Here is a 19,817-nt window from a genome sequence, read left to right as displayed (position 1 = left end):
TCCACTATCCCACCGCGCCGCAGGACCCGCCGTACCCGGTGAGCAGGGGCACTACGTGCGGCCCTGGTTCTCCTGCGCGTCCTGCAGCGTCGAGCTGTGCGGCAGCCAGGTCGCCAGCTCCACCGGCCAGCCGTCCTCGGTCAGCACCCGCACGACGGCGGGGTCGTCGTCGAGGATCATCGCGATCTCCCGCTCGCGGGCGAGCAGCCGCAGGACCTCGCGCTTGACGTAGCGGGCGGGGCGGTGGTCGTCGTCGGGGCGCATGAACAGCGGCCCGGTCGGCAGGCCGAAGCCCCTCAGCCAGGTCTCGGTCAGCCTGCGGTTCCGCTCGGGGCGGCCGGTCAGGTAGACGACGTCGTGCTCGTCCTGGGCCGCGCGCAGCCGGTCCGCGCCCTCGTCGAGCAGCGGGTCGGCGTGCGCGGCGGCGAAGAACTTCTCCCACCGGTGCACGTCGAGGTAGTGCAGCCGGTGCGAGACGTCGGCGAGGACGCCGTCGATGTCGAAGACCGCCAGCGGGCGTGCGCCCTCGGGTGCTGCGCTCACCCGAACAGCCGCACCGGGTTGACGATGTCGGCGATCGCGACCATGACCGAGAACCCCAGGAAGACGATCACGAAGACGTAGGCGACGGGCAGGAGCTTGGCCGCGTCGACCGGCCCGGGGTCGGGGCGTCCGAGCAGCTTCGCTGTGTTGCGCTTGATCGCCTCCCAGATCGCCGGGACGATCTGGCCGCCGTCCAGCGGCGGGACCGGGAGCAGGTTGAGCAGGAACAGCGACAGGTTCACCGCGGCGAGCATGTTCAGGAACAACGCCACGTCCTGCTGCCAGGGCACGTCCTGCTGAGCGAGGATCTCGCCGCCGATCCGGGAGACGCCGACGACGCCCATCGGGCTGTCCTGCCCGCGCTCCTCGCCGAGGAAAGCGGCGCCGAACAGCGCCGGGATACGCGCCGGGATCGCGACGACGGCCTCTGCGGTGCGGGCCACCCCGTCGCCGATCTGCGCGACGGTCTCCCCCGCCGTCAGCGGCTGGTAGCTGGTGTTGAGCAGGACCCCCAGGTAGCCCGCGGTCACGGTGGCCTGCGGGTCCGAGGAGTTCCGGTCCGGCAGGGTGTTGGGGATGACGTCCACGGTCAGCGGGATCCGCCGGTCGCCGCGCTCCACGACGATCGGGGTCGGCCCCGACGACGCGCGGATCGCGTCCTGCACCGCCATGCCGTCGTCCGGCCCGAACTGCTGCCCGCCGACCTCGACGATGCGGTCGTCGGGCTGGACACCCGCGGCCAGCGCGGGCGCCAGCGGCGCCCCGGCCGGGCACTTCTCCGGGGCCTGGCCCTGCACCGCCACCGCCGGGAGCACGCACTCCTCGAGCGCGGCGATCTGGGTGGTCGGCGCGACCATGCCGACGCCCATGAACGTCACGAAGAACAGCGCGATCGCCAGGATCAGGTTCATGAACGGCCCGGCGAACATGACGACGATCCGCTTCCACGGCGACCGGGTCCAGAACTGCCGGTCCGCGTCCTGCGGGAGCACGTCGGCCTGGCTCTGGCGCCGCGCGTCGTCCATCAGCCCCTGGAAGGGACCGGTGCGACGGCTGCGGCCCAGCGTCCCGCCCTTCGCGGGGGGCAGCATCCCGATCATCCGGACGTAGCCGCCCAGCGGGATCATCTTGATGCCGTACTCGGTCTCGCCGCGGCGCACCGACCAGAGGGTGCGGCCGAAGCCGACCATGAACTCCGGCACCTTGATGCCGAACCAGCGGGCCGTGGTGAAGTGGCCGAGCTCGTGCCAGGCGATCGACACCAGGAGCCCGACGAAGAAGATCGCGATCCCCACGATCGTCCAGACGACGGTCACGACGCCGCCTTCTCACGCGCGTGGGCCCGCGCCCAGTCCTCCGCAGCCAGCACGTCGTCCACGGTAGCCGGGTCACCCGTCCAGGCGTCGGCGGCCTCCAGCACCTCGCCGAGCAGGTCGGTGATCCCGGTGTAGCCGATGGTCCCCGCGACGAACGCCTCGACCAGCTCCTCGTTGGCGGCGTTGAGCACGGCCGGGAGGCAGCCGCCCGCGGTGCCGGCGGCACGGGCCAGCCGCACGCCGGGGAACGCGTCGTCGTCGAGGGGTTCGAAGGTCCAGCTCTGCGCGGTGTCCCAGCGGCACGGCGCCGAGGCGCCGGCGATCCGGTCCGGCCAGCCGAGCGCCAGCGCGATGGGCAGCCGCATGTCCGGCGGCGACGCCTGGGCGATCGTCGAGCCGTCGGTGAAGGTGACCATCGAGTGCACGATCGACTGCGGGTGCACGGTGACGTCGATGCGGTCGTAGGGCACCCCGAACAGCAGGTGCGCCTCGATCACCTCGAGGCCCTTGTTCACCAGCGTCGCCGAGTTGATCGTGATGACCGGGCCCATGTCCCAGGTCGGGTGCTTCAGGGCCTGCTCGACGGTCACGTCCCGCATCGACGCGCGCGACCGGCCGCGGAACGGGCCGCCCGAGGCGGTGAGGACCAGCCGGTCGACCTCGGACTCCCGTCCACCGCGCAGGCACTGCGCGAGCGCGGAGTGCTCGGAGTCCACGGGCACGATCTGCCCCGGCGCGGCCGCCGCGGACACCAGCGGGCCGCCCGCGACCAGCGACTCCTTGTTCGCCAGCGCGAGCCGGGCACCGGTGGCGAGCGCGGCCAGGGTCGGGCCGAGGCCGCGGGAGCCGGTGATGCCGTTCAGGACGATGTCGGCGCCGCAGGCGGTGACCAGCTCGGTCGCGGCGTCCGGGCCGTCGAGCACCTCGACGCCGGGCAGCTCCTCCCGCAGCCGCACCGCCGCCGCGGCGGACGCGACCGCGACCCGCCCGACGCGGTGCGTGCGGACCTGGGACACCAGCAGGTCCACGTCCGATCCGCCCGCGGCCAGCCCGGACACCGTGAACCCGCCGGCGCGGGTGATCACGTCCAGGGCCTGGGTGCCGATCGACCCGGTGCTGCCCAACACGACGAGTGACTTCATCACCGCACATCATCCTCGGCCCGCGAGCTGTGCGACGATGACCCCGCACGGAGCCGGAGCAGGAGGACACACGGTGGCCAGCAAGGCAGTGGCGCACAGCGCAACGACCAGCAAGACCCGCGAGATCGCGGTTGCGTCCGGGGTCGACCCGGCCGACGAGCCGTCGGTCGACTGGGGCTGGCACCAGAACTTCTCCAAGGGTCTGCCGATCGCGGCCGCCGTCGCCGGCATCGCGCTGCTGCTGTTCACGATCGGCCACCCGACCAGCTGGACCGAGTTCCTCTTCTCGGCCGTGCCCGCCGTCGTCTGCCTGATCGGTGCGGTCGCGCTCCCGGTCTACCAGCGGCGTCGCCGACTCTGACCCCGTCGGGTGGCCGCGCGCGGTGCGGGTGAGCCGGTCGAGCTGACGATCGGCGACCGCGTGGTGCGGCTGTCCAGCCCCGACCGCGTCTACTTCCCGGAGCGGGGCGAGACCAAGCGGGACCTCGCCGCGTACTACACCGCCGTCGGCGACGGCGTCGTCCGCGCGCTGCGCGACCGGCCGTGCATGCTGCACCGCTTCCCCACCGGTGTCACCGGGGAGAAGGTGCACCAGAAACGGCTGCCGCGCGGCGCCCCCGACTGGGTCCGCACCGTCCGCGTGACCTTCCCGCGGTACAACCGCACCGCCGACGAGCTGTGCGTCGCCCACCCGGCCGACGTCGTCTGGGCGGTGCAGATGTCCACCGTCGAGTTCCACCCCTGGAACTCCCGCGCCGCCGACGTCGAGTCCCCCGACGAGTGGCGCATCGACCTGGACCCGATGCCCGACGCGTCCTGGGCCGATGTCCGCCGCGTCGCCGGCGTGGTGCACGAGGTGCTCGACGAGCTGGGCGCGACCGGGTTCCCGAAGACCTCCGGCGGCTCCGGACTGCACGTCTACGTGCGCATCCCGCCGGACCACGGGTTCGCCGACGTCCGCCGCGCCGCGCACGCGTTCGCCCGCGAGGTGGAGCGTCGCTGCGACCGCGTCGACCTGTCCTGGTGGCGCAAGGACCGCGACCCGGCGACGGTCTTCGTCGACTACAACCAGAACGCCCGCGACCACACGATCGCCTGCGCCTACTCGGTGCGCGGCACCCCCGACGCGCGGGTGTCGGCCCCGGTGGCCTGGGACGAGATCGACGACTGCGAGCCCCGGGACTTCACGATCGCCACCGTCCCGGCCCGCTACGCCGAGCTGGGCGACCTGCACGCCGGCATCGACGAGGCCGTGTTCGGCATCGAGCCGCTGCTGGAGTGGGCCGACCGCGACGAGCGCGACGGTGCGGAGACGCCCGATCTGCCCGATCTCGACGGAGACGGCCGCTAGGCTCGGCGCCCATGGACGACGGGCCACGTAAGGACGGGTTGAACCGCCTCGGGTACGGGATCGGCGGTGGTCTCGCCGTCGGGTCCGCCGTGTGGGTGCTGTCCGGCACGTGGTGGTGGCTGCTGGTCTTCCTCGCCGTCGGCCTGGCGCTCGGGCTGTTCCTGCGCGCGACGACCCCGGAGTCCTAGCAGTACACCTGGCCCGGCCCCTGCTCCCGGGCGCGGGCCCGCAGCCGCGCGAACTCGGCGACCATCGCCGCGCGCGACCAGTGCGCGTTGAGCCCCGAGGGGTTCGGCAGCACCCAGATCCCGGTCGTCCCCAGCCGGTCGGGCTGCTCCCCCACCGCCGCGTCGCGCCGCCCGAACGCGGTCCGGTAGGCCCCGATCCCGACGACGGCCAGCCACCCCGGCGCCCGCGCCGCGACCAGCGCGCGCAGCCGCTCCCCGCCGGCGACGACCTCGTCGTCGGACAGCTCGTCGGCCCGCGCGGTGGCCCGGGGCGCCATGTTCGTGATGCCGAGCCCGAGCCGCGCCAGCTCGCCCTGCTCGGCCGGTGCCAGCAGGCGCGGGGTGAACCCGGCCCCGTGCAGCACCGGCCAGAACCGGTTGCCGGGGCGGGCGAAGTGGTGCCCGGTCGCCGCCGACAGCAGGCCGGGGTTGATGCCGCAGAACAGCACCCGCAGCGGCGGGTCGCCGGGCCCGGGCAGGACGTCGTCGATCGTCGCGTCCCGCGCCCGCTCCAGCGCCTCCCGGTCGGGCAGTCGTCCCACACCGATCAGTCTGGCGCACCCGGCCGGTCTCCCCTCGGACGGGCGAGCCGGGATGCTCGCGCCGACGATCGGGAGGAGACTCGTCCGCCGTGGACCTGCCCGTGATGCCCCCGGTGAAGCCGATGCTGGCCAAGCCCGCCCCGTCGATCCCCGAGGGCAGGCTCTACGAGCCCAAGTGGGACGGCTTCCGCTCGATCGTCTTCCGCGACGGCGACGAGGTGGAGATCGGCTCCCGCAACGAGAAGCCGATGACCCGCTACTTCCCCGAGGTCGTCGAGGCGGTGAAGGCGCACTTCCCCCCGCGCGCGGTCGTCGACGGGGAGCTCGTCGTCGCCTCCGGGAACGCACTGGACTTCGAGGCGCTCCAGCAGCGGATCCACCCCGCGGCCAGCCGGGTGACGCTGCTCTCGACCGAGACGCCGGCGTCGTTCGTGGCCTTCGACCTGCTGGCGCTCGCCGACGACGACCTCACCGCGCGCCCGTTCGCCGAGCGCCGCGCGCTGCTGGAGGAGGCGTTCGCCGGCGTCGCCCCGCCGGTGCACCTCACCCCGGTCACCGACGACACCGCCACCGCACGCCGCTGGTTCGAGAAGTTCGAGGGCGCCGGGCTCGACGGGCTCATCGCGAAGGACCCGGCCGGGACTTACCAGCCCGACAAGCGCGTCATGACCAAGGTGAAGCACGAGCGGACCGCGGACTGCGTCGTCGCCGGTTACCGGGTGCACAAGTCCGGCCCGGACGCCGTCGGGTCGCTGCTGCTGGGCCTGCACGACGCCCGCGGGGTACTGGTGTCGGTCGGGGTCGTCGGGGCGTTCCCGATGGCGCGGCGCCGCGAGCTCATGACCGAGCTGCAGCCGCTGGTCACCGACTTCGACGACCACCCGTGGGCCTGGGCGAAGCAGCTGGAGGGCGAGCGGACACCGCGCAAGTCCGAGACGAGCCGGTGGAACGCCGGCAAGGACCTGTCCTTCGTCCCGCTGCGCCCGGAGCGGGTGGTCGAGGTCCGCTACGACTACATGGAGGGCGCACGGTTCCGCCACACCACCCAGTTCGTGCGGTGGCGCCCGGACCGCGATCCTGCCTCGTGCACCTACGAGCAGCTGGAGCGCCCGGTGAACTTCGACCTCGCGGAGGTGCTCGCCGGGCGCGGGTGATCCTTCTCCGTGGAACCCGCACCGCCCTGCGGGGGGCCCCGGACTCCGCGGAGAAGGATCACGACTGCGAACGGCGCCCCCGCGTTCGCCCGTGGCGCGCGCGGCTCCCGGCCAGGGTGCGCCGCATGGACCTGGACACGGTGCTGCGCGGCCAGGACGGGGTGTTCTCCCGGGGGCAGGCGCTGGCGTGCGGGATCTCGGCGAGGGCATTGCGCGCCCGGGTCAGCCGCGGCGCCCTGGTGATCGTCGCACCGGGGGTGTACCGGGCGTCGTCGCACCGGCCCACCGCATGGGGACGGGTGGTGGCCGCCGCGTTGTGGGCCGGGCCGGGCGCCGTCGTCGACGGGCCCGCAGCGGCGTTCCTGCACCGGATGTCGGTGCCCACCACCGCGTTCCCGGTCGTGGGGGTGACCGTGCCCGCGCCCGCGCGGCGCACACCACCGGACGGGATCCGGGTCCGCCGGCGCACCCTGGACGCGGCGGACCGCACGGAACGGCGCGGTGTCGCCGTCACGGCACCGGCCCTGACCGCGCTGGAGACGGCCGTCGCCCTCACCGACGGCACCACCTTCCTCGACCGGGTGCTGCAGCGGGGGTTGCCCTTCCCCGAGCTGCTCGCCGCGTTCCAGCGCGGGGTCGGCGCCCACGGCTGGGCCCGGGCCCGCGAGCTCGTCGTCGAGGCCGCCGACCGGGCCGACTCGCGGGCCGAGCGGCGCCTCGTCGCGCACCTGCGACGGGCGGGGCTCACCGGGTTCGTCCTCGGGTGGCCCTTCGGTCCGTGGCGGGTGGACGTCGCGTTCGTGGCGGAACGGCTCGCGGTGGAGATCGACGGCTGGGCGTTCCACTCGGACCCGGCCCGCTTCCGGGCCGACCGGCGCAAGCAGAACGCACTGGTCGCCGCGGGGTGGACGGTGCTGCGGTTCACCTGGCAGGACGTCCGGGACCGGCCGGGCGACACGGTGGGCCGGATCCGGTCGGCGGCGCTGCGGTGATCCTTCTCCGTGGAGCCCGGGGCACCTTGCGGGACATCGCACGCTCCGCAGTGAAGGATCATGGTCGGCAGCCGCAGGACTCCCGGTGCACGAAGGTCGTCGGCAGCCGCAGCGAGCGCCGTTCCGCGTCGGGCTCTGCCATGCGCCGCAGCAGCAGCCGGACCGCCTCCCGGCCGATCTCGGCGAAGGGCTGCGCGACGACGGTCAGGCGCGGGCTGAACGCGTCGGCCCACGGGAAGTCGTCGAACGCGGCCAGCGCCAGGTCCCCGGGGATGCTCAGCCCCAGGTCGTGGGCCGCCTGGACGGCGCCGATCGTCATCGCGTTGTTGCCCGTGACCAGTGCGGCAGGCCGTCCGGGCGAGGCCAGCAGTTCGCGCACCGCGACGCGGGCGGGCTCGCTGTCCGAACGCCCCTCCACCACCGGTCCTGGCGGGAGGCCGGCCCGGCGCATCCCGAGGCGGTAGCCCTCCAGCCGCTCGACGGTCGTCGACAAACCGGGGAGGCCCATCACGAAGCCGATCCGGTCGTGCCCCGCCCCGCCGAGGTGGGTCACCAGCCCCGCCACGGGCTCCACGTTCTCCGAGCCGACCTCGTCCAGCCGCCCGTCCAGCATCCGGTCGACCAGTACCGTCGGCACGTTCTGCGCGGCGAGCGCCTCCAGGGTCGCGGTGGACCCCCCCGAGGGGGCGAACAGCACGCCGTCCACCCGGCTACGGAGCTGCGCGACGGCCGTCGCCTCGTAGCCCGGGTCGTCGTGCGGGTCGGCGAGCAGCAGGGTGTGCCCGGCCGCGGCGGACTCGTCCTCGATCGCGTGCAGCAGCTCGCCCAGGTACGGGTTGGAGATCGCCGACAGCGCGAGCCCGACGGTCCGGGTGCGCGCGGTCGCGAGCGAGCGTGCGGCGGCGTTGGGCGTGTAGTGCACCTGCGCCATCGCCGCCAGCACCTGCTCGCGGGTGGTCTCCCGAACGGGCCGGGTGCCGTTCAGGACGTGGGACACGGTCGCGGTGGAGACCCCGGCGAGCCGGGCGACCTCGGCCATGGTCGCGATCACGCACCTCCGAGGCGGGTCACGGGTTGGCGACAGCGTACAGGCAACCGGTTGCGCAAGCGGTTGCTCCACGCATACCGTGCACCGGTCATACTGGACGGACGTGTCCCGGACCACACCGTTGCACACCCGTCGGAGCCCTCGACGACGAGGAGAGTGTCCGTGCGCCCGAGAACCAGGTCGCGTCCCGCCGTCCTCACCGCACTGCTGGCGGTCATCGGTCTCGCCCTCACCGGCTGCGCCGGTGCCGGCACGTTCGGCCTGCCCGAGGGTACGCGGATCGTGACGATCGCGATCGTGTCCAACCCGCAGATGGAGGACGCGATCGAACTGAGCCCGCGGTTCGAGGCCGAGAACCCCGGCATCACCGTGCGCTTCGTGAGCCTGTCGGAGAACGAGGCCCGCGCCAAGATCACCGCATCGGTCGCCACCGGCGGCGACGAGTTCGACGCGGTGATGATCTCGAACTACGAGACCCCGCAGTGGGCCCGCAACGGCTGGCTGGTCGACCTCGACCCGCTGATGGACGCCACTCCCGGCTACGACCGGGACGACTTCACCCCGACCATCCGCGGCGCGCTCTCCGGCCCGGACGGACACATGTACTCGGTGCCGTTCTACGGCGAGTCGGCGTTCCTGATGTACCGCAAGGACCTGTTCGAGCAGGCAGGCCTGACCATGCCCGCGAAGCCGACCTGGGACCAGGTGGCGCAGTTCGCCGACCGTCTCACCGACCGCGAACAGGGCCGCGGCGGCATCTGCCTGCGCGGCAAGCCCGGCTGGGGCGAGGTCATGGCCCCGGTCGACGCGATGATCAACTCCTACGGCGGCCGCTGGTTCGACCAGGACTGGAACGCCCAGCTGACCTCGCCCGAGGTGCGCAAGGCGGTCAACTTCTACGTCGACCTGGTCCGCCGCGACGGCCAGGCCGGTGCCGCGGGCTCCGGCTTCTCCGAGTGCGGCAACCAGTTCAGCCAGGGCAACACCGCGATGTGGTTCGACGCCACCGTCGCCGCGGGCCTGCTGGAGAACCCGGACGAGTCCAACGTCGTCGGGAAGGTCGGCTACGCCCCGGCACCCACCGGCGTCGACGGGCTGTCCTCGGGCTGGCTGTACTCCTGGGCGCTGGCCATCCCCCGCACCACCGCGGACAAGAGCCCGGAGCAGGTCGAGGCGACCTGGAAGTTCCTGTCCTGGATGACCTCGAAGCCGTACCAGAAGATGGTCGGCGAGGAACTCGGCTGGACCTCCGTCCCGCCGGGCGCACGCCAGTCGACCTACGAGATCCCCGAGTACGTCGCCGCCTCGCAGGCCTACGCGCCGCAGACCATCGCGGCGATCAACGCCGCGAACCAGGACCGGCCGACCCGCGACCCCGTCCCGTACACCGGGCTGCAGTTCGTCGGGATCCCCGAGTTCCAGGACCTGGGGACCCGGGTCAGCCAGCAGATCTCCGCGGCCATCGCCGGGCAGCAGACCGCTGACGAGGCCCTCGACCAGGCCCAGCAGTACGCCGAGACCGTCGGCGAGTCCTACCAGCAGAGCGGGGGCGACCGGTGACGACCACAGAGGCACCACCGCAGGCGGCACCGGAACGGCAGACCTCACCGGCCGGGGAGCGTCGCGACGGCTGGATCCGCCGGGCACCGCTGCTGCCCGCGCTGATCTTCACGATCATCGTCACGCAGCTCCCGTTCCTGGTGACGATCTGGTACTCGCTGCAGTCCTGGAACCTGGTGCGCCCCGGCAGCCAGCGCTTCGTCGGGCTGGAGAACTACGCGACGGTGTTCACCGACTCGCAGTTCCGCGGCGTCGCGCTGAACTCGATCCTGCTCACCCTGGGCGCGGTCGCGATCGCGATGGTGCTCGGGCTGCTGATCGCGCTGCTGCTCAACCGCGCGTTCGTCGGCCGCGGCATCGTCCGGACGCTGATCATCACGCCGTTCCTGATCACCCCGGTCGCCGGTGCGCTGCTGTGGAAGTCGGTGCTGTTCGACCCCACCTACGGCTTGGTGAACTTCCTGCTCTCGCCGTTCGGCGCCGGGCAGACCGACTGGGTGTCCACCTTCCCGCGGGCCGCGGTGATCGTCGCGCTGGTGTGGCAGTGGACGCCGTTCATGATGCTGCTGATCCTCGCCGGGCTCGGCTCCCAGCCGCAGGAGGTCCTCGAGGCCGCCCGGATGGACGGGGCGACCGGGTTCGCGGTGTTCCGCGAGGTGACGCTGCCGCACCTGCAGCGGTTCATCGAGCTCGGTGTCGTGCTCGGCGCGATCTACCTGGTCAACACGTTCGACACGATCTACATGATGACCCAGGGCGGTCCGGGTACGGCGTCGGCGAACCTGCCGTTCTACATCTACCAGCGGGCGTTCCTGGGCTTCGACATCGGCGAGTCCGCCGCGATGGGCGTGGTCACCGTGGTGGCGACGATCATCGTCGCCACCCTGGCGCTGCGCCTGATCTTCCGCAGCTTCTCCGCCGCCGAGGAGGCGTGATGACCGCAGTCGCCGAACGGACCTCCACCCCCGCGACGACGACGCCGCGGAAGGCCCCGCGCGGGGCCGGGCCGCTGCTGAGCGTGCTGGCCTGGATCGTCGGGCTCGGGTTCTTCTTCCCCGTGCTGTGGATGGTGATGACCGCCTTCAAGACCGAGGCGCAAGCCGTCACGATCCCGCCGACGGTGTTCTTCGTCCCCACGTTCGACAACTTCGCCGAGGTGTTCGGCGGCGGGGTCGGGCCCTACCTGCTCAACTCGCTGTTCGCGACGGTCGCCTCGACGGTCCTGGTGCTCCTGCTGGGCACCCCGGCCGCGTTCGCGCTGTCGCTGCGGCCGGTGAAGAAGACCCAGGACGTGCTGTTCTTCTTCATCTCGACCAAGATGTTGCCGGTCGTCGCGGCGATCGTGCCGATCTACGTCGTCGTGAACTACCTGGGCGCCCTGGACAACATCTGGACGCTCGTCGTGCTCTACACGGCGATGAACCTGCCGATCGCGGTGTGGATGATGCGGTCGTTCTTCCTGGAGGTCCCCAAGGAACTCCTGGAGGCCGCGAGCATGGACGGGGCGTCGCTGTGGCGCTCGCTGCGCGAGGTCGTACTGCCGATCATCTCGCCCGGCATGGCCGCCACCGCGTTGATCTGCATGATCTTCGCCTGGAACGAGTTCTTCTTCGCGGTGAACCTGACCGCCTCGCGGGCCGCGACCGTGCCCGTGTACCTCGTCGGGTTCATCACCTCCGAGGGCCTGTACTTCGCCAGTCTCTGCGCGGCGGCCACCGTGGCCGCGCTACCGGTCGTCATCGCCGGCTGGATCGCCCAGAACAAGCTGGTCCAGGGCCTGTCCTTCGGGGCCGTCAAGTGATCGTGTTCGTGGACAGGATGGGAGCCCGCCGTGGCTGACGTGGTGTTCGACCAGGCATCTCGGATCTACACCCCCGGAGCCAAGCCGGCCGTCGACCGGCTGGACCTGACGATCGAGGACGGCGAGTTCGTCGTGCTCGTCGGGCCGTCCGGATCGGGCAAGTCGACGGCGCTGCGGATGCTCGCGGGCCTCGAGGAGATCGACAGCGGCTCGATCCGGATCGACGGCGAGAACATGGTCGGGGTCGCCTCCCGCGACCGGGACATCGCCATGGTGTTCCAGAACTACGCGCTCTACCCGAACAAGACCGTCGGGGAGAACATGGCGTTCCCGCTGAAGATGGCCGGGATCGACAAGGCCGAGCGGGCGGTCAAGGTCAAGGAGGCCGCCGAGATCCTCGGCCTGACCGACTACCTCGACCGCAAGCCGCGCGCCCTGTCCGGCGGCCAGCGTCAGCGCGTCGCGATGGGCCGGGCGATCGTGCGCGAGCCGCGGGTCTTCCTGATGGACGAGCCGCTGTCGAACCTCGACGCGAAGATGCGGGTGCAGACCCGCACCGAGATCGCGGCACTGCAGCGACGTCTGGGCGTCACCACCGTCTACGTCACCCACGACCAGGTCGAGGCCATGACGATGGGCGACCGCGTCGCGCTGCTCGCCGACGGGAAGCTGCAGCAGTTCGCCAGCCCGGCCGACCTGTACGACCGGCCGCAGAACGCGTTCGTCGCCGGGTTCATCGGTTCGCCGGCGATGAACCTGTTCACCGCGAAGGTGACCGAGCGCGGGGTGACCCTCGCCGGGCGGGAGGTCGCGCTGCCCCAGGACGTCCGGTCGACGATCGGGGCGCACCAGCTCACCGAGGTGACCCTGGGCATCCGTCCCGAGCAGTGGACGGTCTCCCCCGACGGCGGCGAGGGCATCCCGGCCCGGGTCGACGTCGTCGAGGAGCTCGGGTCCGACGCCTACCTCTACGGCACCCTGGCCGAGTCCTCCGGCGACCTGTCGGCGACGGCGTCGCTCACCGGCTCGCGCGACGACGCCGTCGTCGTGCGGACCGCGGGGCGCACCGGGGCGCGGCGCGGGGACCGGGTCGCACTGACGCCGTCGGCCGAGGGGCTGCACCTGTTCCACCCGGAGAGCGGCGACCGGCTCTGAGCTGGTCCGCCCGGCGACGCGAGGGGGTCGCCGGGCGGGTCGGCCCGGACGCGACGCGGCGAGCTGCCGAGGGGGTCGCCGGGCGGGTCAGCCCGGATGCGACGCGGCGAGCTGTCCGCAGGCCGCGTCGATCTCCTGGCCGCGGGTGTCGCGGACGGTGCAGGCGACGCCGGCCGCGCGCACCCGGCGCACGAACTCCTCCTCGACGGGTTTCGGCGAGGCGTCCCACTCGCTGCCCGGCGTCGGGTTCAGCGGGATGAGGTTGACGTGCACCCGGGACGTGCCGATGTGCTGCCGCAGGACCTTCGCCAGCATGTCGGCGCGCCACGGCTGGTCGTTCACGTCGCGGATCAGCGCGTACTCGATGGAGACGCGGCGGCCGGTCGTGGTCGCGTAGCGGCGGCCCGCATCGAGGACCTCGGCCACCTTCCACCGGTTGTTGACCGGTACGAGGGTGTCGCGCAGCTCGTCGTCCGGGCAGTGCAGCGAGATGGCCAGGGTGACCGGGATCCCCTCCGCGCGGAGCCGGTCGATCGCCGGGACGAGCCCGACGGTGGACACGGTGACCCCGCGCGCGGAGATGCCCAGCCCGTCCGGGGCCGGCTCGGTGATCCGGCGGACGGCGGCGACGACCCGCTTGTAGTTGGCGAGCGGCTCGCCCATCCCCATGAACACGACGTTCGACAGCCGGGTCGGGTCGTCCAGCACGCCGTCGCGGGCCTGGGCGGCGGCGCGGCGGACCTGGTCGACGATCTCGGCGGTCGACAGGTTGCGCTGCAGGCCGCCCTGGCCGGTGGCGCAGAACGGGCAGGCCATCCCGCAGCCGGCCTGGCTGGAGATGCAGACCGTCGCCCGGTCCGGGTAGCGCATCAGCACGCTCTCGGCGAGCACGCCGTCGTGGCCGCGCCACAGCGTCTTGCGGGTGGCGCCGCCGTCGCAGGCCTTCTCGGTCAGCGGCGTGACCAGCGGCGGGAGCAGCGGGCGCAGCTTCTCCCGGACGTCACCGCCGAGGTCGCTCATGGTGTCGAGGTCGTCGGTGAGACGACCGAACCAGTGGCGGGCCAACTGGTCGAGGCGGAACCGCGGTACGCCGAGCTCCTGCGCGACGGCGGCACGGTCGGCCGGGTCGACGTCGGCGAGGTGGCGGGGCGGAGTACCGCGGCGGGGTGCGTCGAAGACGAGCGGGAGGCTGGACATGGCACCTCCAGTGTGCCAGCCCGGCCGCGGGTCAGCGGATCCCGGGGATGCGCACGTTGTAGCGCCGGGAGAGGTCCTCCAGGATCCCGAGCCTGCGCGCGGCCGCGACCCACAGCACGATCCCGGCGCAGAGCCCGGTCACCGGCACGGCGGATCCGGTCCCCTGCCCTTGGTAGGTCAGGGCCAGGAAGGCGCCGAACGCGGCGACGAGCAGCACCAGGCCGCCGGTCGCGACGAGGCTGCGCTCCTCCAGCACGGTGGACGCCTGGATCAGCAGTACCCCGACGAGGGCGGCGGACAGGGCGGTGGCCAGCTCGCCGTAGTCGACCAGGGACAGCAACGACGGCAGCAGCACGACCCCGGCCACGCCGATCACGATCAGCCGCTGCATCCGCCGCTTCCGCTCGGGGTGCAGGGTCACCGCCATCGCCGCGTTGCGCCGGCGCACGATCCACAGGTACGCGGTCAGGAAGATCCCGAGCGCGACGAGGACGGTGGCGAACCCGTTCCCGAGACCGCCCGCACCGACCACCCAGGCCAACAGGCCCAGGACGATCTCCAGGCTCGGCACGGGAACGCCCAGCGACGGCTGGCGCATCGTGTACGGCATGCATCCACGGTAGCGAGAGCGGCCTGGGACACGGCGCGGGTGTGGCGGAACGACACACCCGTCCTCCCTCGAACCGCACATCGTGGGAGGCTCGTCACGTGCCCGGGTCCCCGAGCCCCGGGCCGCCACCACCACACCGCCGGGCCCCGCCCGGCCTCCCCCAGGAGAGCCATGACCCTCCCCACGACGTCCTCCACCGAGCCCGACCCCGCCCCGCGCGCCGGAGGGCCCGCCGTCGGCCGCCGCGCGATGATCGCCGGTGCCGGCGTGGCCGCGATCGGCGCGGTCGCCGCCTGCGGTGGCGGCGGTTCCACCACCACCGACAACGGCGGGCAGGCCCAGACCGGGGACGCCCCGCAGGGCTCCCCCGGCACCGTCCTCGGCCCGGCGTCCGCGGTGCCGGTCGGCGGCGGCGCGATCTACGCCGACGCGCAGGTCGTCGTCACCCAGCCGCAGCAGGGGACGTTCACCGGGCTGTCCGCGATCTGCCCGCACCAGGGCTGCACCGTCAGCCAGGTCACCGACGGCCAGATCGTCTGCCCGTGCCACAACAGCCGCTTCTCCCTCGACGGCGCCGTCGTCGACGGGCCGGCCCAGCGGCCGCTCGACCCGCGGCAGGTCACCGTCGCGGACGGGTCGATCACCCTGGCCTGAGGCCGCTCCCGGCGCCGCGGGCTCAGGGCGGCAGGACGAGGCCGTCGGCGCGGCGCCGGGTGTGGAGCCGGTAGCCCACGCGCACGGTGCGGTCGGCGACGTCGTCGATCGCCCGGCGCGCGGTGCGGGCGGAGAACTCGATGCGCAGAACCTCCTCCAGGTCCGCGCGGGTGTCGAACCGCCAGGTCGAGACGACCCGGCGCAGCGCGAAGCCGTGGGCGGCGAAGAACCGGTCGACCGCGGGCGGGTCGTAGCGGGGCAGGTCGGCACGCAGCCACGTCCCGTACGGCCGCACCGTGAAATCCAGGTCGACGACGGCGAGCACCCCGCCCGGGCGCAGTACCCGCTCGGCCTCGGCGAGCCCCGGTTCACAGCCCGGCCCGAAGAAGTACGCGGTGCGCGCATGGACCAGGTCCGCGCAGGCGTCGGGCAGCGGGAGCCGCTCGGCGCCCGCGGTGTGCAGGGTGATGCGGTCGTCTCCGGCGACCCGCCGTCGTGCCCGTTCGACCAGCGGCGGGTGCGGCTCGACACCGGTGACGGTGGCGGCCTGCCCGGCGAAACGCGGCAGGTGGAAGCCGTCCCCGCAGCCGACGTCGACGACGTCGGCCCCCGCCCAGCCGCCGGTCTCGGCCCACAGCGCGGCCCAGAGCTCGCCGTCGGCGTCCTGGGCGCGGTTCTCGGTCTCGTAGACCTCGGGCCAGTTCCAGATGTTCGGGCTGGGGATGGCCGGGCCGGGTTTCGGCCGGCCGCCGAACCCCTGGTAGGTGCGCTTCACGCGATCGGGACGACGATCCCGAGGATCGCCCAGGCGACGAACGCGGTCGGCAGCAGCGAGTCCAGGCGGTCCATCAGACCGCCGTGCCCGGGCAGCAGGTGCCCCATGTCCTTGACGCCGATGTCGCGCTTCACCAGCGACTCGACGAGGTCGCCCAGCGTCGCGGTGGCGACCAGCAGCGCCCCGACGAGCGAGCCCCAGTACCAGGCCGTGCCGAGCAGCAGCGCGGCGCAGAGCGAGCCGACGAGCATGCCGGCGACCATCGAGCCCGCGAAGCCCTCCCAGGACTTCTTCGGGCTGATCGTGGGGGCCATCGGGTGCCGGCCCGCGACGACGCCCGCCGCGTACCCGCCGACGTCGGAGGCGACCACGCAGAGCAGGAATGTGAGGACCCGGCCCACGCCGTCCGGGGCGACGGTCAACTGCACGGCGAAGGCCACGAGCAGCGGGACGTAGACGGCCACGAACAGCGACGCGCTGATGTCGCGCACGAAGTGGGCGGCGCCGCTGCGCATCCGCCACAGCAGGCAGCCCAGCACGGTCGCGGCGAGGGCGATCGCGGCGCCCCGCAGGCCGAACGGCCAGGACAGCCAGACGACGGCCTGGCCGCCGACCAGCAGGACGGGCAGCGACACCCGGATGTCGGCGCCGCGACGCAGCGCACCCGCGAGTTCCCAGGTGCCGACCGCGGTGACGCCGGCCAGGACCAGCACGAAGCCCTGCCGCTCGATCAGCAGGCTCACCAGGATGACGACGCCGAGCCCGACGCCGACGGCGATCGCGGCCACCAGGTTGCGCCCGATCCGGGAGCGCTTGTAGCCCCTCTGCCCACGGACCGGCTTCGGCTCGACCGGCACGCCGGCCGGACCGTCACCGGGGAGGTCGGAGGTCACGGGGACGGCGGCGTCGGAGGAGGAGGGCACCGGGCTCAGACCTCGAGGAGCTCGGATTCCTTGTTCTTGACCAGCTCGTCGATCTGCGCGACGTAGCGGTCCGTGACGCCCTGCAGCTCCTTCTCGGCGCGGGCGACCTCGTCCTCGCCGGCCTCACCGTCACGCTGGATGCGGTGCAGCTCGTCCATCGCCTTGCGGCGCAGGCCGCGGAGCACGACGCGCGCGTCCTCGCCCTTGCCGCGGGCGACCTTGACCATGTCCCGGCGCCGCTCCTCGGAGAGCTGCGGGATGATCACGCGGATGATCTGACCGTCGTTGGACGGGTTGACCCCGAGGTCCGAGTCGGCGATCGCCTTCTCGAGCTGCTTGAGCTGGCTGGCGTCGTAGGGCTTGATGACCGCCATCCGCGCCTCGGGTATCGACACCGAGGCGAGCTGGTTCAGCGGGGTCCACGCGCCGTAGTAGTCCACGACGATCCGGGAGAACATGTTCGGAGTGGCCCGGCCGGTTCGCACCGACGCCAGATCGTCACGGGCGACCGTGACGGCCTTCTCCATCTTCTCCTCGACGTCGAAGAGGGTTTCCTCGATCACGGTTGCATCCCCCGGCCTGGTCGTACTCGCTGGCGGTCACGATCCTCTCACCCTCCGCCCGGGCGGTGCGCGGAGCACCACCCGGGCGGGGGTGGGACGGATCAGTTCTGGCCGACCTCGAAGCGCACGAAGTCGTTGATGGTCAGACCCGCCTCGTCGGCGACGGCCTTGACCGACTTCTTCGGGTCGACGACGGAGGCCTGCTCCAGGAGCACGACGTCCTTGTAGTAGCCGTTGACCCGGCCCTCGACGATGCGGGGCAGGACCTGCTCGGGCTTGCCCTCCTCGCGGGCGGTCGCCTCCGCGATCTTCTTCTCGTTCTCGACGATCTCGGCGGGGACCTGCTCGCGGGTCAGGTACTCCGGCCGGGCCGCCGCGACCTGCATCGCGAGACCGCGGGCGGCCTCGGCGTCGCCGCCCTCGTAGGCGAGCAGGACGCCGATCTGCGGGGGCAGGTCGGTGGCGCGCTTGTGCAGGTAGACGGCCGCCTGGCCGTCGACCCGGGCGTAGCGCTTCAGCTCGAACTTCTCGCCGATGCGGGCGGACAGGGCCTGCACGGCCTCGCCCACGGTGCCGTCCTCGAGCTTGGTCTCGCGCAGCGCGTCGAGGTCGGCCGGCTTCTCGGCGACCGCGGCGGCCAGGATCTTCTCGGCCAGCGCGATGAAGTCGTCGGACTTGGCGACGAAGTCGGTCTCGCAGTCCAGCTCGACCAGGGTGCCGCCGTCGGCGACGACCAGGCCGTTGGCGGTGGCGCGCTCGGCGCGCTTGCCGACGTCCTTCGCGCCCTTGATGCGGAGCAGCTCGACGGCCTTGTCGAAGTCGCCGTCGGACTCCTCGAGCGCCTTCTTGCAGTCCATCATCCCGGAGCCGGTGAGCTCACGGAGCCGCTTGACGTCGGCGGCGGTGTAGTTCGCCATCGGGTGTCTCTCGTCCTCTGGGTCGTGACGGGAAGGGGGTCACCGGGTCGCACCCGGCGGGCCCGTGGTGTGCGGGCCCGCCGGGTGCGCGCACTCAGTTCTGGGTGCCGTTGCTGGTGGACGCGGGGGCGGTCGCGGCCGCCGCACCGTCGCCACCGGCGGCGGAGAGGCTGGCACCGTCGGAGCCGACCTCGTTGCCCGCCAGGACGTCCTGCTCCCACTCCGGGAGCGGCTGCTCCGTGGCGGCCTCGCCGCCCTCGCCCCGGCGCTGGCCACGGGAGACCAGTCCGTCGGCGGCGGCCTTGGCGATGACCTTGGTCAGCAGCGCGGCCGAGCGGATCGCGTCGTCGTTGCCCGGGATCGGGAAGTCGACCTCGTCCGGGTCGCAGTTGGTGTCCAGGATGGAGACGACCGGGATCTTGAGCTTCCGGGCCTCGCCGACGGCGATGTGCTCCTTCTTGGTGTCCACGATCCAGACGGCGGACGGGACCTTGGACATGTCGCGAATACCGCCGAGGGTCTTCTCGAGCTTGTCCTTCTCACGGGTCAGCGTGAGGATCTCGCGCTTGGAGCGGCCCTCGAAGCCACCGTTCTGCTCCATCGCCTCGAGCTCCTTGAGGCGCTGCAGGCGACGGTGGACGGTCTGGAAGTTGGTGAGCATGCCACCCAGCCAGCGCTGGTTCACGTACGGCATGTTGACCCGGCCCGCCTCTTCGGCGATGGCCTCCTGGGCCTGCTTCTTGGTGCCGACGAACATGATCGTCCCACCGTGCGCGACGGTCTCGCGCACGAACTCGTAGGCGCGGTCGATGTACGACAGCGTCTGCTGGAGGTCGATGATGTAGATGCCGTTGCGCTCGGTGAGGATGTAGCGCTTCATCTTCGGGTTCCAGCGACGGGTCTGGTGCCCGAAGTGCACGCCGCTGTCGAGCAGCTGCTTCATGGTGACGACGGCCATGGCCTGCGTTCACCTCTCGGTCGGGCGCGGCGGATGCCGCGCAGGCGGTTCGTGGGCCCACCGGTCGGCGGACCACCCTGGCGCCCGCGGCGGAGCCGGACCCGCCCCCCGGGTCGCACGTGCGTGCGACGTCAGATGGCAGGACCGCCCGGCCTCCGCTCCCGACGCCGTACCCTGGGGGAACGGCGCGACGGGCGAGCGGGCGCGCGAAGTCACCACGACGGACGTGGTGCGGCCTCCAGTGTACGCCGGGGCCTTCGGGCCGATCGCGGCGGAGCCCGGTTCCGGCGGCGGTTGTCCACAACCGGCCGGTACGTCCACAGGACGACGGTCCACCCCGGCGACGAGCGGTCGTCGCCGCAGGCTGGACGGGTGCCTCTCCCCTCGCC

At 72.7% G+C, this 19,817-nt stretch carries 22 protein-coding genes; 10 read left to right on the top strand and 12 right to left on the bottom strand.

What is annotated here, in order from left to right; all coding sequences use genetic code 11:
* Positions 1-51: 51 nt before the first annotated feature.
* The 3 genes from ATL51_RS23875 to dxr are packed head-to-tail and all read right to left on the bottom strand — an operon-like array spanning position 52 to position 3,001.
* Entirely contained in the window at positions 52-543 is a 492-nt protein-coding gene (locus tag ATL51_RS23875) for a phosphatase domain-containing protein (RefSeq protein WP_073578157.1), read from the bottom strand.
* The gene (locus ATL51_RS23870) at positions 540-1,859 is read right to left on the bottom strand and encodes a M50 family metallopeptidase (protein WP_100879996.1); all 1,320 of its coding nucleotides are present in this window, start codon (positions 1,857-1,859) and stop codon (positions 540-542) included. The genes ATL51_RS23875 and ATL51_RS23870 overlap by 4 nt, the downstream gene beginning before the upstream one ends.
* A complete protein-coding gene (gene dxr, locus ATL51_RS23865; RefSeq protein ID WP_100879995.1) occupies positions 1,856-3,001 on the bottom strand; it encodes a 1-deoxy-D-xylulose-5-phosphate reductoisomerase in 1,146 nt (381 codons plus the stop codon). The genes ATL51_RS23870 and dxr overlap by 4 nt, the downstream gene beginning before the upstream one ends.
* 73 nt (positions 3,002-3,074) lie before the next feature.
* Between dxr and ATL51_RS23860 the strand changes: the two genes are divergently transcribed.
* Genes ATL51_RS23860 through ATL51_RS28450 form a run of 3 tightly spaced genes read left to right on the top strand, consistent with a single transcriptional unit; the run spans position 3,075 to position 4,540 of the window.
* Entirely contained in the window at positions 3,075-3,362 is a 288-nt protein-coding gene (locus ATL51_RS23860; protein ID WP_157818502.1) for a DUF2631 domain-containing protein, read from the top strand.
* A 9-nt stretch (positions 3,363-3,371) separates the two neighbouring features.
* Positions 3,372-4,352, top strand: coding sequence for a non-homologous end-joining DNA ligase (gene ligD / locus ATL51_RS23855; RefSeq protein ID WP_100879994.1), 981 nt, complete (start codon positions 3,372-3,374; stop codon positions 4,350-4,352).
* Positions 4,353-4,363: 11 nt separating this feature from the next.
* Positions 4,364-4,540 carry a hypothetical protein gene (locus ATL51_RS28450; RefSeq protein ID WP_157818501.1) on the top strand — a complete coding sequence of 59 codons (177 nt, stop codon included), beginning with the start codon at positions 4,364-4,366 and terminating at the stop codon, positions 4,538-4,540.
* Here ATL51_RS28450 and mug read toward each other — a convergent pair.
* Positions 4,537-5,121 carry a G/U mismatch-specific DNA glycosylase gene (mug, locus tag ATL51_RS23850; RefSeq protein ID WP_100879993.1) on the bottom strand — a complete coding sequence of 195 codons (585 nt, stop codon included), beginning with the start codon at positions 5,119-5,121 and terminating at the stop codon, positions 4,537-4,539. The genes ATL51_RS28450 and mug overlap by 4 nt on opposite strands.
* Before the next feature lie 89 nt (positions 5,122-5,210).
* Between mug and ATL51_RS23845 the strand changes: the two genes are divergently transcribed.
* Together ATL51_RS23845 and ATL51_RS23840 are read left to right on the top strand one after the other, a co-directional pair.
* A complete protein-coding gene (locus tag ATL51_RS23845; RefSeq protein ID WP_100879992.1) occupies positions 5,211-6,275 on the top strand; it encodes an ATP-dependent DNA ligase in 1,065 nt (354 codons plus the stop codon).
* Between the two features lie 125 nt (positions 6,276-6,400).
* On the top strand, positions 6,401-7,267 hold the full coding sequence (locus ATL51_RS23840; RefSeq protein ID WP_157818500.1) for a type IV toxin-antitoxin system AbiEi family antitoxin domain-containing protein: 867 nt from the start codon (positions 6,401-6,403) through the stop codon (positions 7,265-7,267).
* A gap of 58 nt (positions 7,268-7,325) precedes the next feature.
* Here ATL51_RS23840 and ATL51_RS23835 read toward each other — a convergent pair whose 3' ends face one another.
* A complete protein-coding gene (locus ATL51_RS23835) occupies positions 7,326-8,318 on the bottom strand; it encodes a LacI family DNA-binding transcriptional regulator (protein ID WP_301549167.1) in 993 nt (330 codons plus the stop codon).
* A 159-nt stretch (positions 8,319-8,477) separates the two neighbouring features.
* Between ATL51_RS23835 and ATL51_RS23830 the strand changes: the two genes are divergently transcribed.
* Genes ATL51_RS23830 through ATL51_RS23815 form a run of 4 tightly spaced genes read left to right on the top strand, consistent with a single transcriptional unit; the run spans position 8,478 to position 12,831 of the window.
* Positions 8,478-9,875, top strand: coding sequence for an ABC transporter substrate-binding protein (locus ATL51_RS23830; protein ID WP_301549166.1), 1,398 nt, complete (start codon positions 8,478-8,480; stop codon positions 9,873-9,875).
* Positions 9,872-10,810, top strand: coding sequence for a carbohydrate ABC transporter permease (locus tag ATL51_RS23825; RefSeq protein WP_208623058.1), 939 nt, complete (start codon positions 9,872-9,874; stop codon positions 10,808-10,810). The genes ATL51_RS23830 and ATL51_RS23825 overlap by 4 nt, the downstream gene beginning before the upstream one ends.
* Entirely contained in the window at positions 10,810-11,676 is an 867-nt protein-coding gene (locus ATL51_RS23820) for a carbohydrate ABC transporter permease (RefSeq protein ID WP_073578166.1), read from the top strand. Before ATL51_RS23825 ends, ATL51_RS23820 begins: the two co-directional genes overlap by 1 nt.
* A 30-nt stretch (positions 11,677-11,706) precedes the next feature.
* Entirely contained in the window at positions 11,707-12,831 is a 1,125-nt protein-coding gene (locus ATL51_RS23815) for an ABC transporter ATP-binding protein (protein WP_073578167.1), read from the top strand.
* 87 nt (positions 12,832-12,918) lie between these two features.
* On the opposite strand, the gene rlmN is transcribed toward ATL51_RS23815, so the two are convergent.
* On the bottom strand, positions 12,919-14,028 hold the full coding sequence (gene rlmN / locus ATL51_RS23810) for a 23S rRNA (adenine(2503)-C(2))-methyltransferase RlmN (protein ID WP_100879989.1): 1,110 nt from the start codon (positions 14,026-14,028) through the stop codon (positions 12,919-12,921).
* Between the two features lie 31 nt (positions 14,029-14,059).
* A complete protein-coding gene (locus tag ATL51_RS23805) occupies positions 14,060-14,638 on the bottom strand; it encodes a hypothetical protein (protein ID WP_157818499.1) in 579 nt (192 codons plus the stop codon).
* Between the two features lie 171 nt (positions 14,639-14,809).
* On the opposite strand from ATL51_RS23805, the gene ATL51_RS23800 reads away from it, so the two are divergent.
* Positions 14,810-15,292, top strand: coding sequence for a Rieske (2Fe-2S) protein (locus tag ATL51_RS23800; RefSeq protein ID WP_083659094.1), 483 nt, complete (start codon positions 14,810-14,812; stop codon positions 15,290-15,292).
* Positions 15,293-15,314: 22 nt separating this feature from the next.
* Here the strand turns inward: ATL51_RS23800 and ATL51_RS23795 are convergent, their stop codons facing one another.
* The 5 genes from ATL51_RS23795 to rpsB form a co-directional block, all read right to left on the bottom strand.
* The gene (locus ATL51_RS23795; RefSeq protein ID WP_100879987.1) at positions 15,315-16,067 is read right to left on the bottom strand and encodes a class I SAM-dependent methyltransferase; all 753 of its coding nucleotides are present in this window, start codon (positions 16,065-16,067) and stop codon (positions 15,315-15,317) included.
* Positions 16,064-16,990: a phosphatidate cytidylyltransferase gene (locus ATL51_RS23790; RefSeq protein ID WP_083659095.1), complete on the bottom strand. Its 927-nt coding sequence runs from the start codon at positions 16,988-16,990 to the stop codon at positions 16,064-16,066. Before ATL51_RS23790 ends, ATL51_RS23795 begins: the two co-directional genes overlap by 4 nt.
* A 5-nt stretch (positions 16,991-16,995) precedes the next feature.
* Positions 16,996-17,553 carry a ribosome recycling factor gene (gene frr, locus ATL51_RS23785; protein WP_020622047.1) on the bottom strand — a complete coding sequence of 186 codons (558 nt, stop codon included), beginning with the start codon at positions 17,551-17,553 and terminating at the stop codon, positions 16,996-16,998.
* Between the two features lie 101 nt (positions 17,554-17,654).
* Positions 17,655-18,470 (bottom strand): translation elongation factor Ts, encoded by an 816-nt coding sequence (gene tsf, locus ATL51_RS23780; RefSeq protein ID WP_073578170.1) that lies wholly within the window; start codon positions 18,468-18,470, stop codon positions 17,655-17,657.
* 94 nt (positions 18,471-18,564) lie between these two features.
* Entirely contained in the window at positions 18,565-19,428 is an 864-nt protein-coding gene (gene rpsB / locus ATL51_RS23775) for a 30S ribosomal protein S2 (protein WP_100879986.1), read from the bottom strand.
* Positions 19,429-19,817 lie beyond the last annotated feature (389 nt).

It is taken from the genome of Pseudonocardia alni (assembly GCF_002813375.1).
GTDB lineage: Bacteria > Actinomycetota > Actinomycetes > Mycobacteriales > Pseudonocardiaceae > Pseudonocardia > Pseudonocardia alni.
This window is presented reverse-complemented; position numbering and strand designations above follow the sequence as displayed.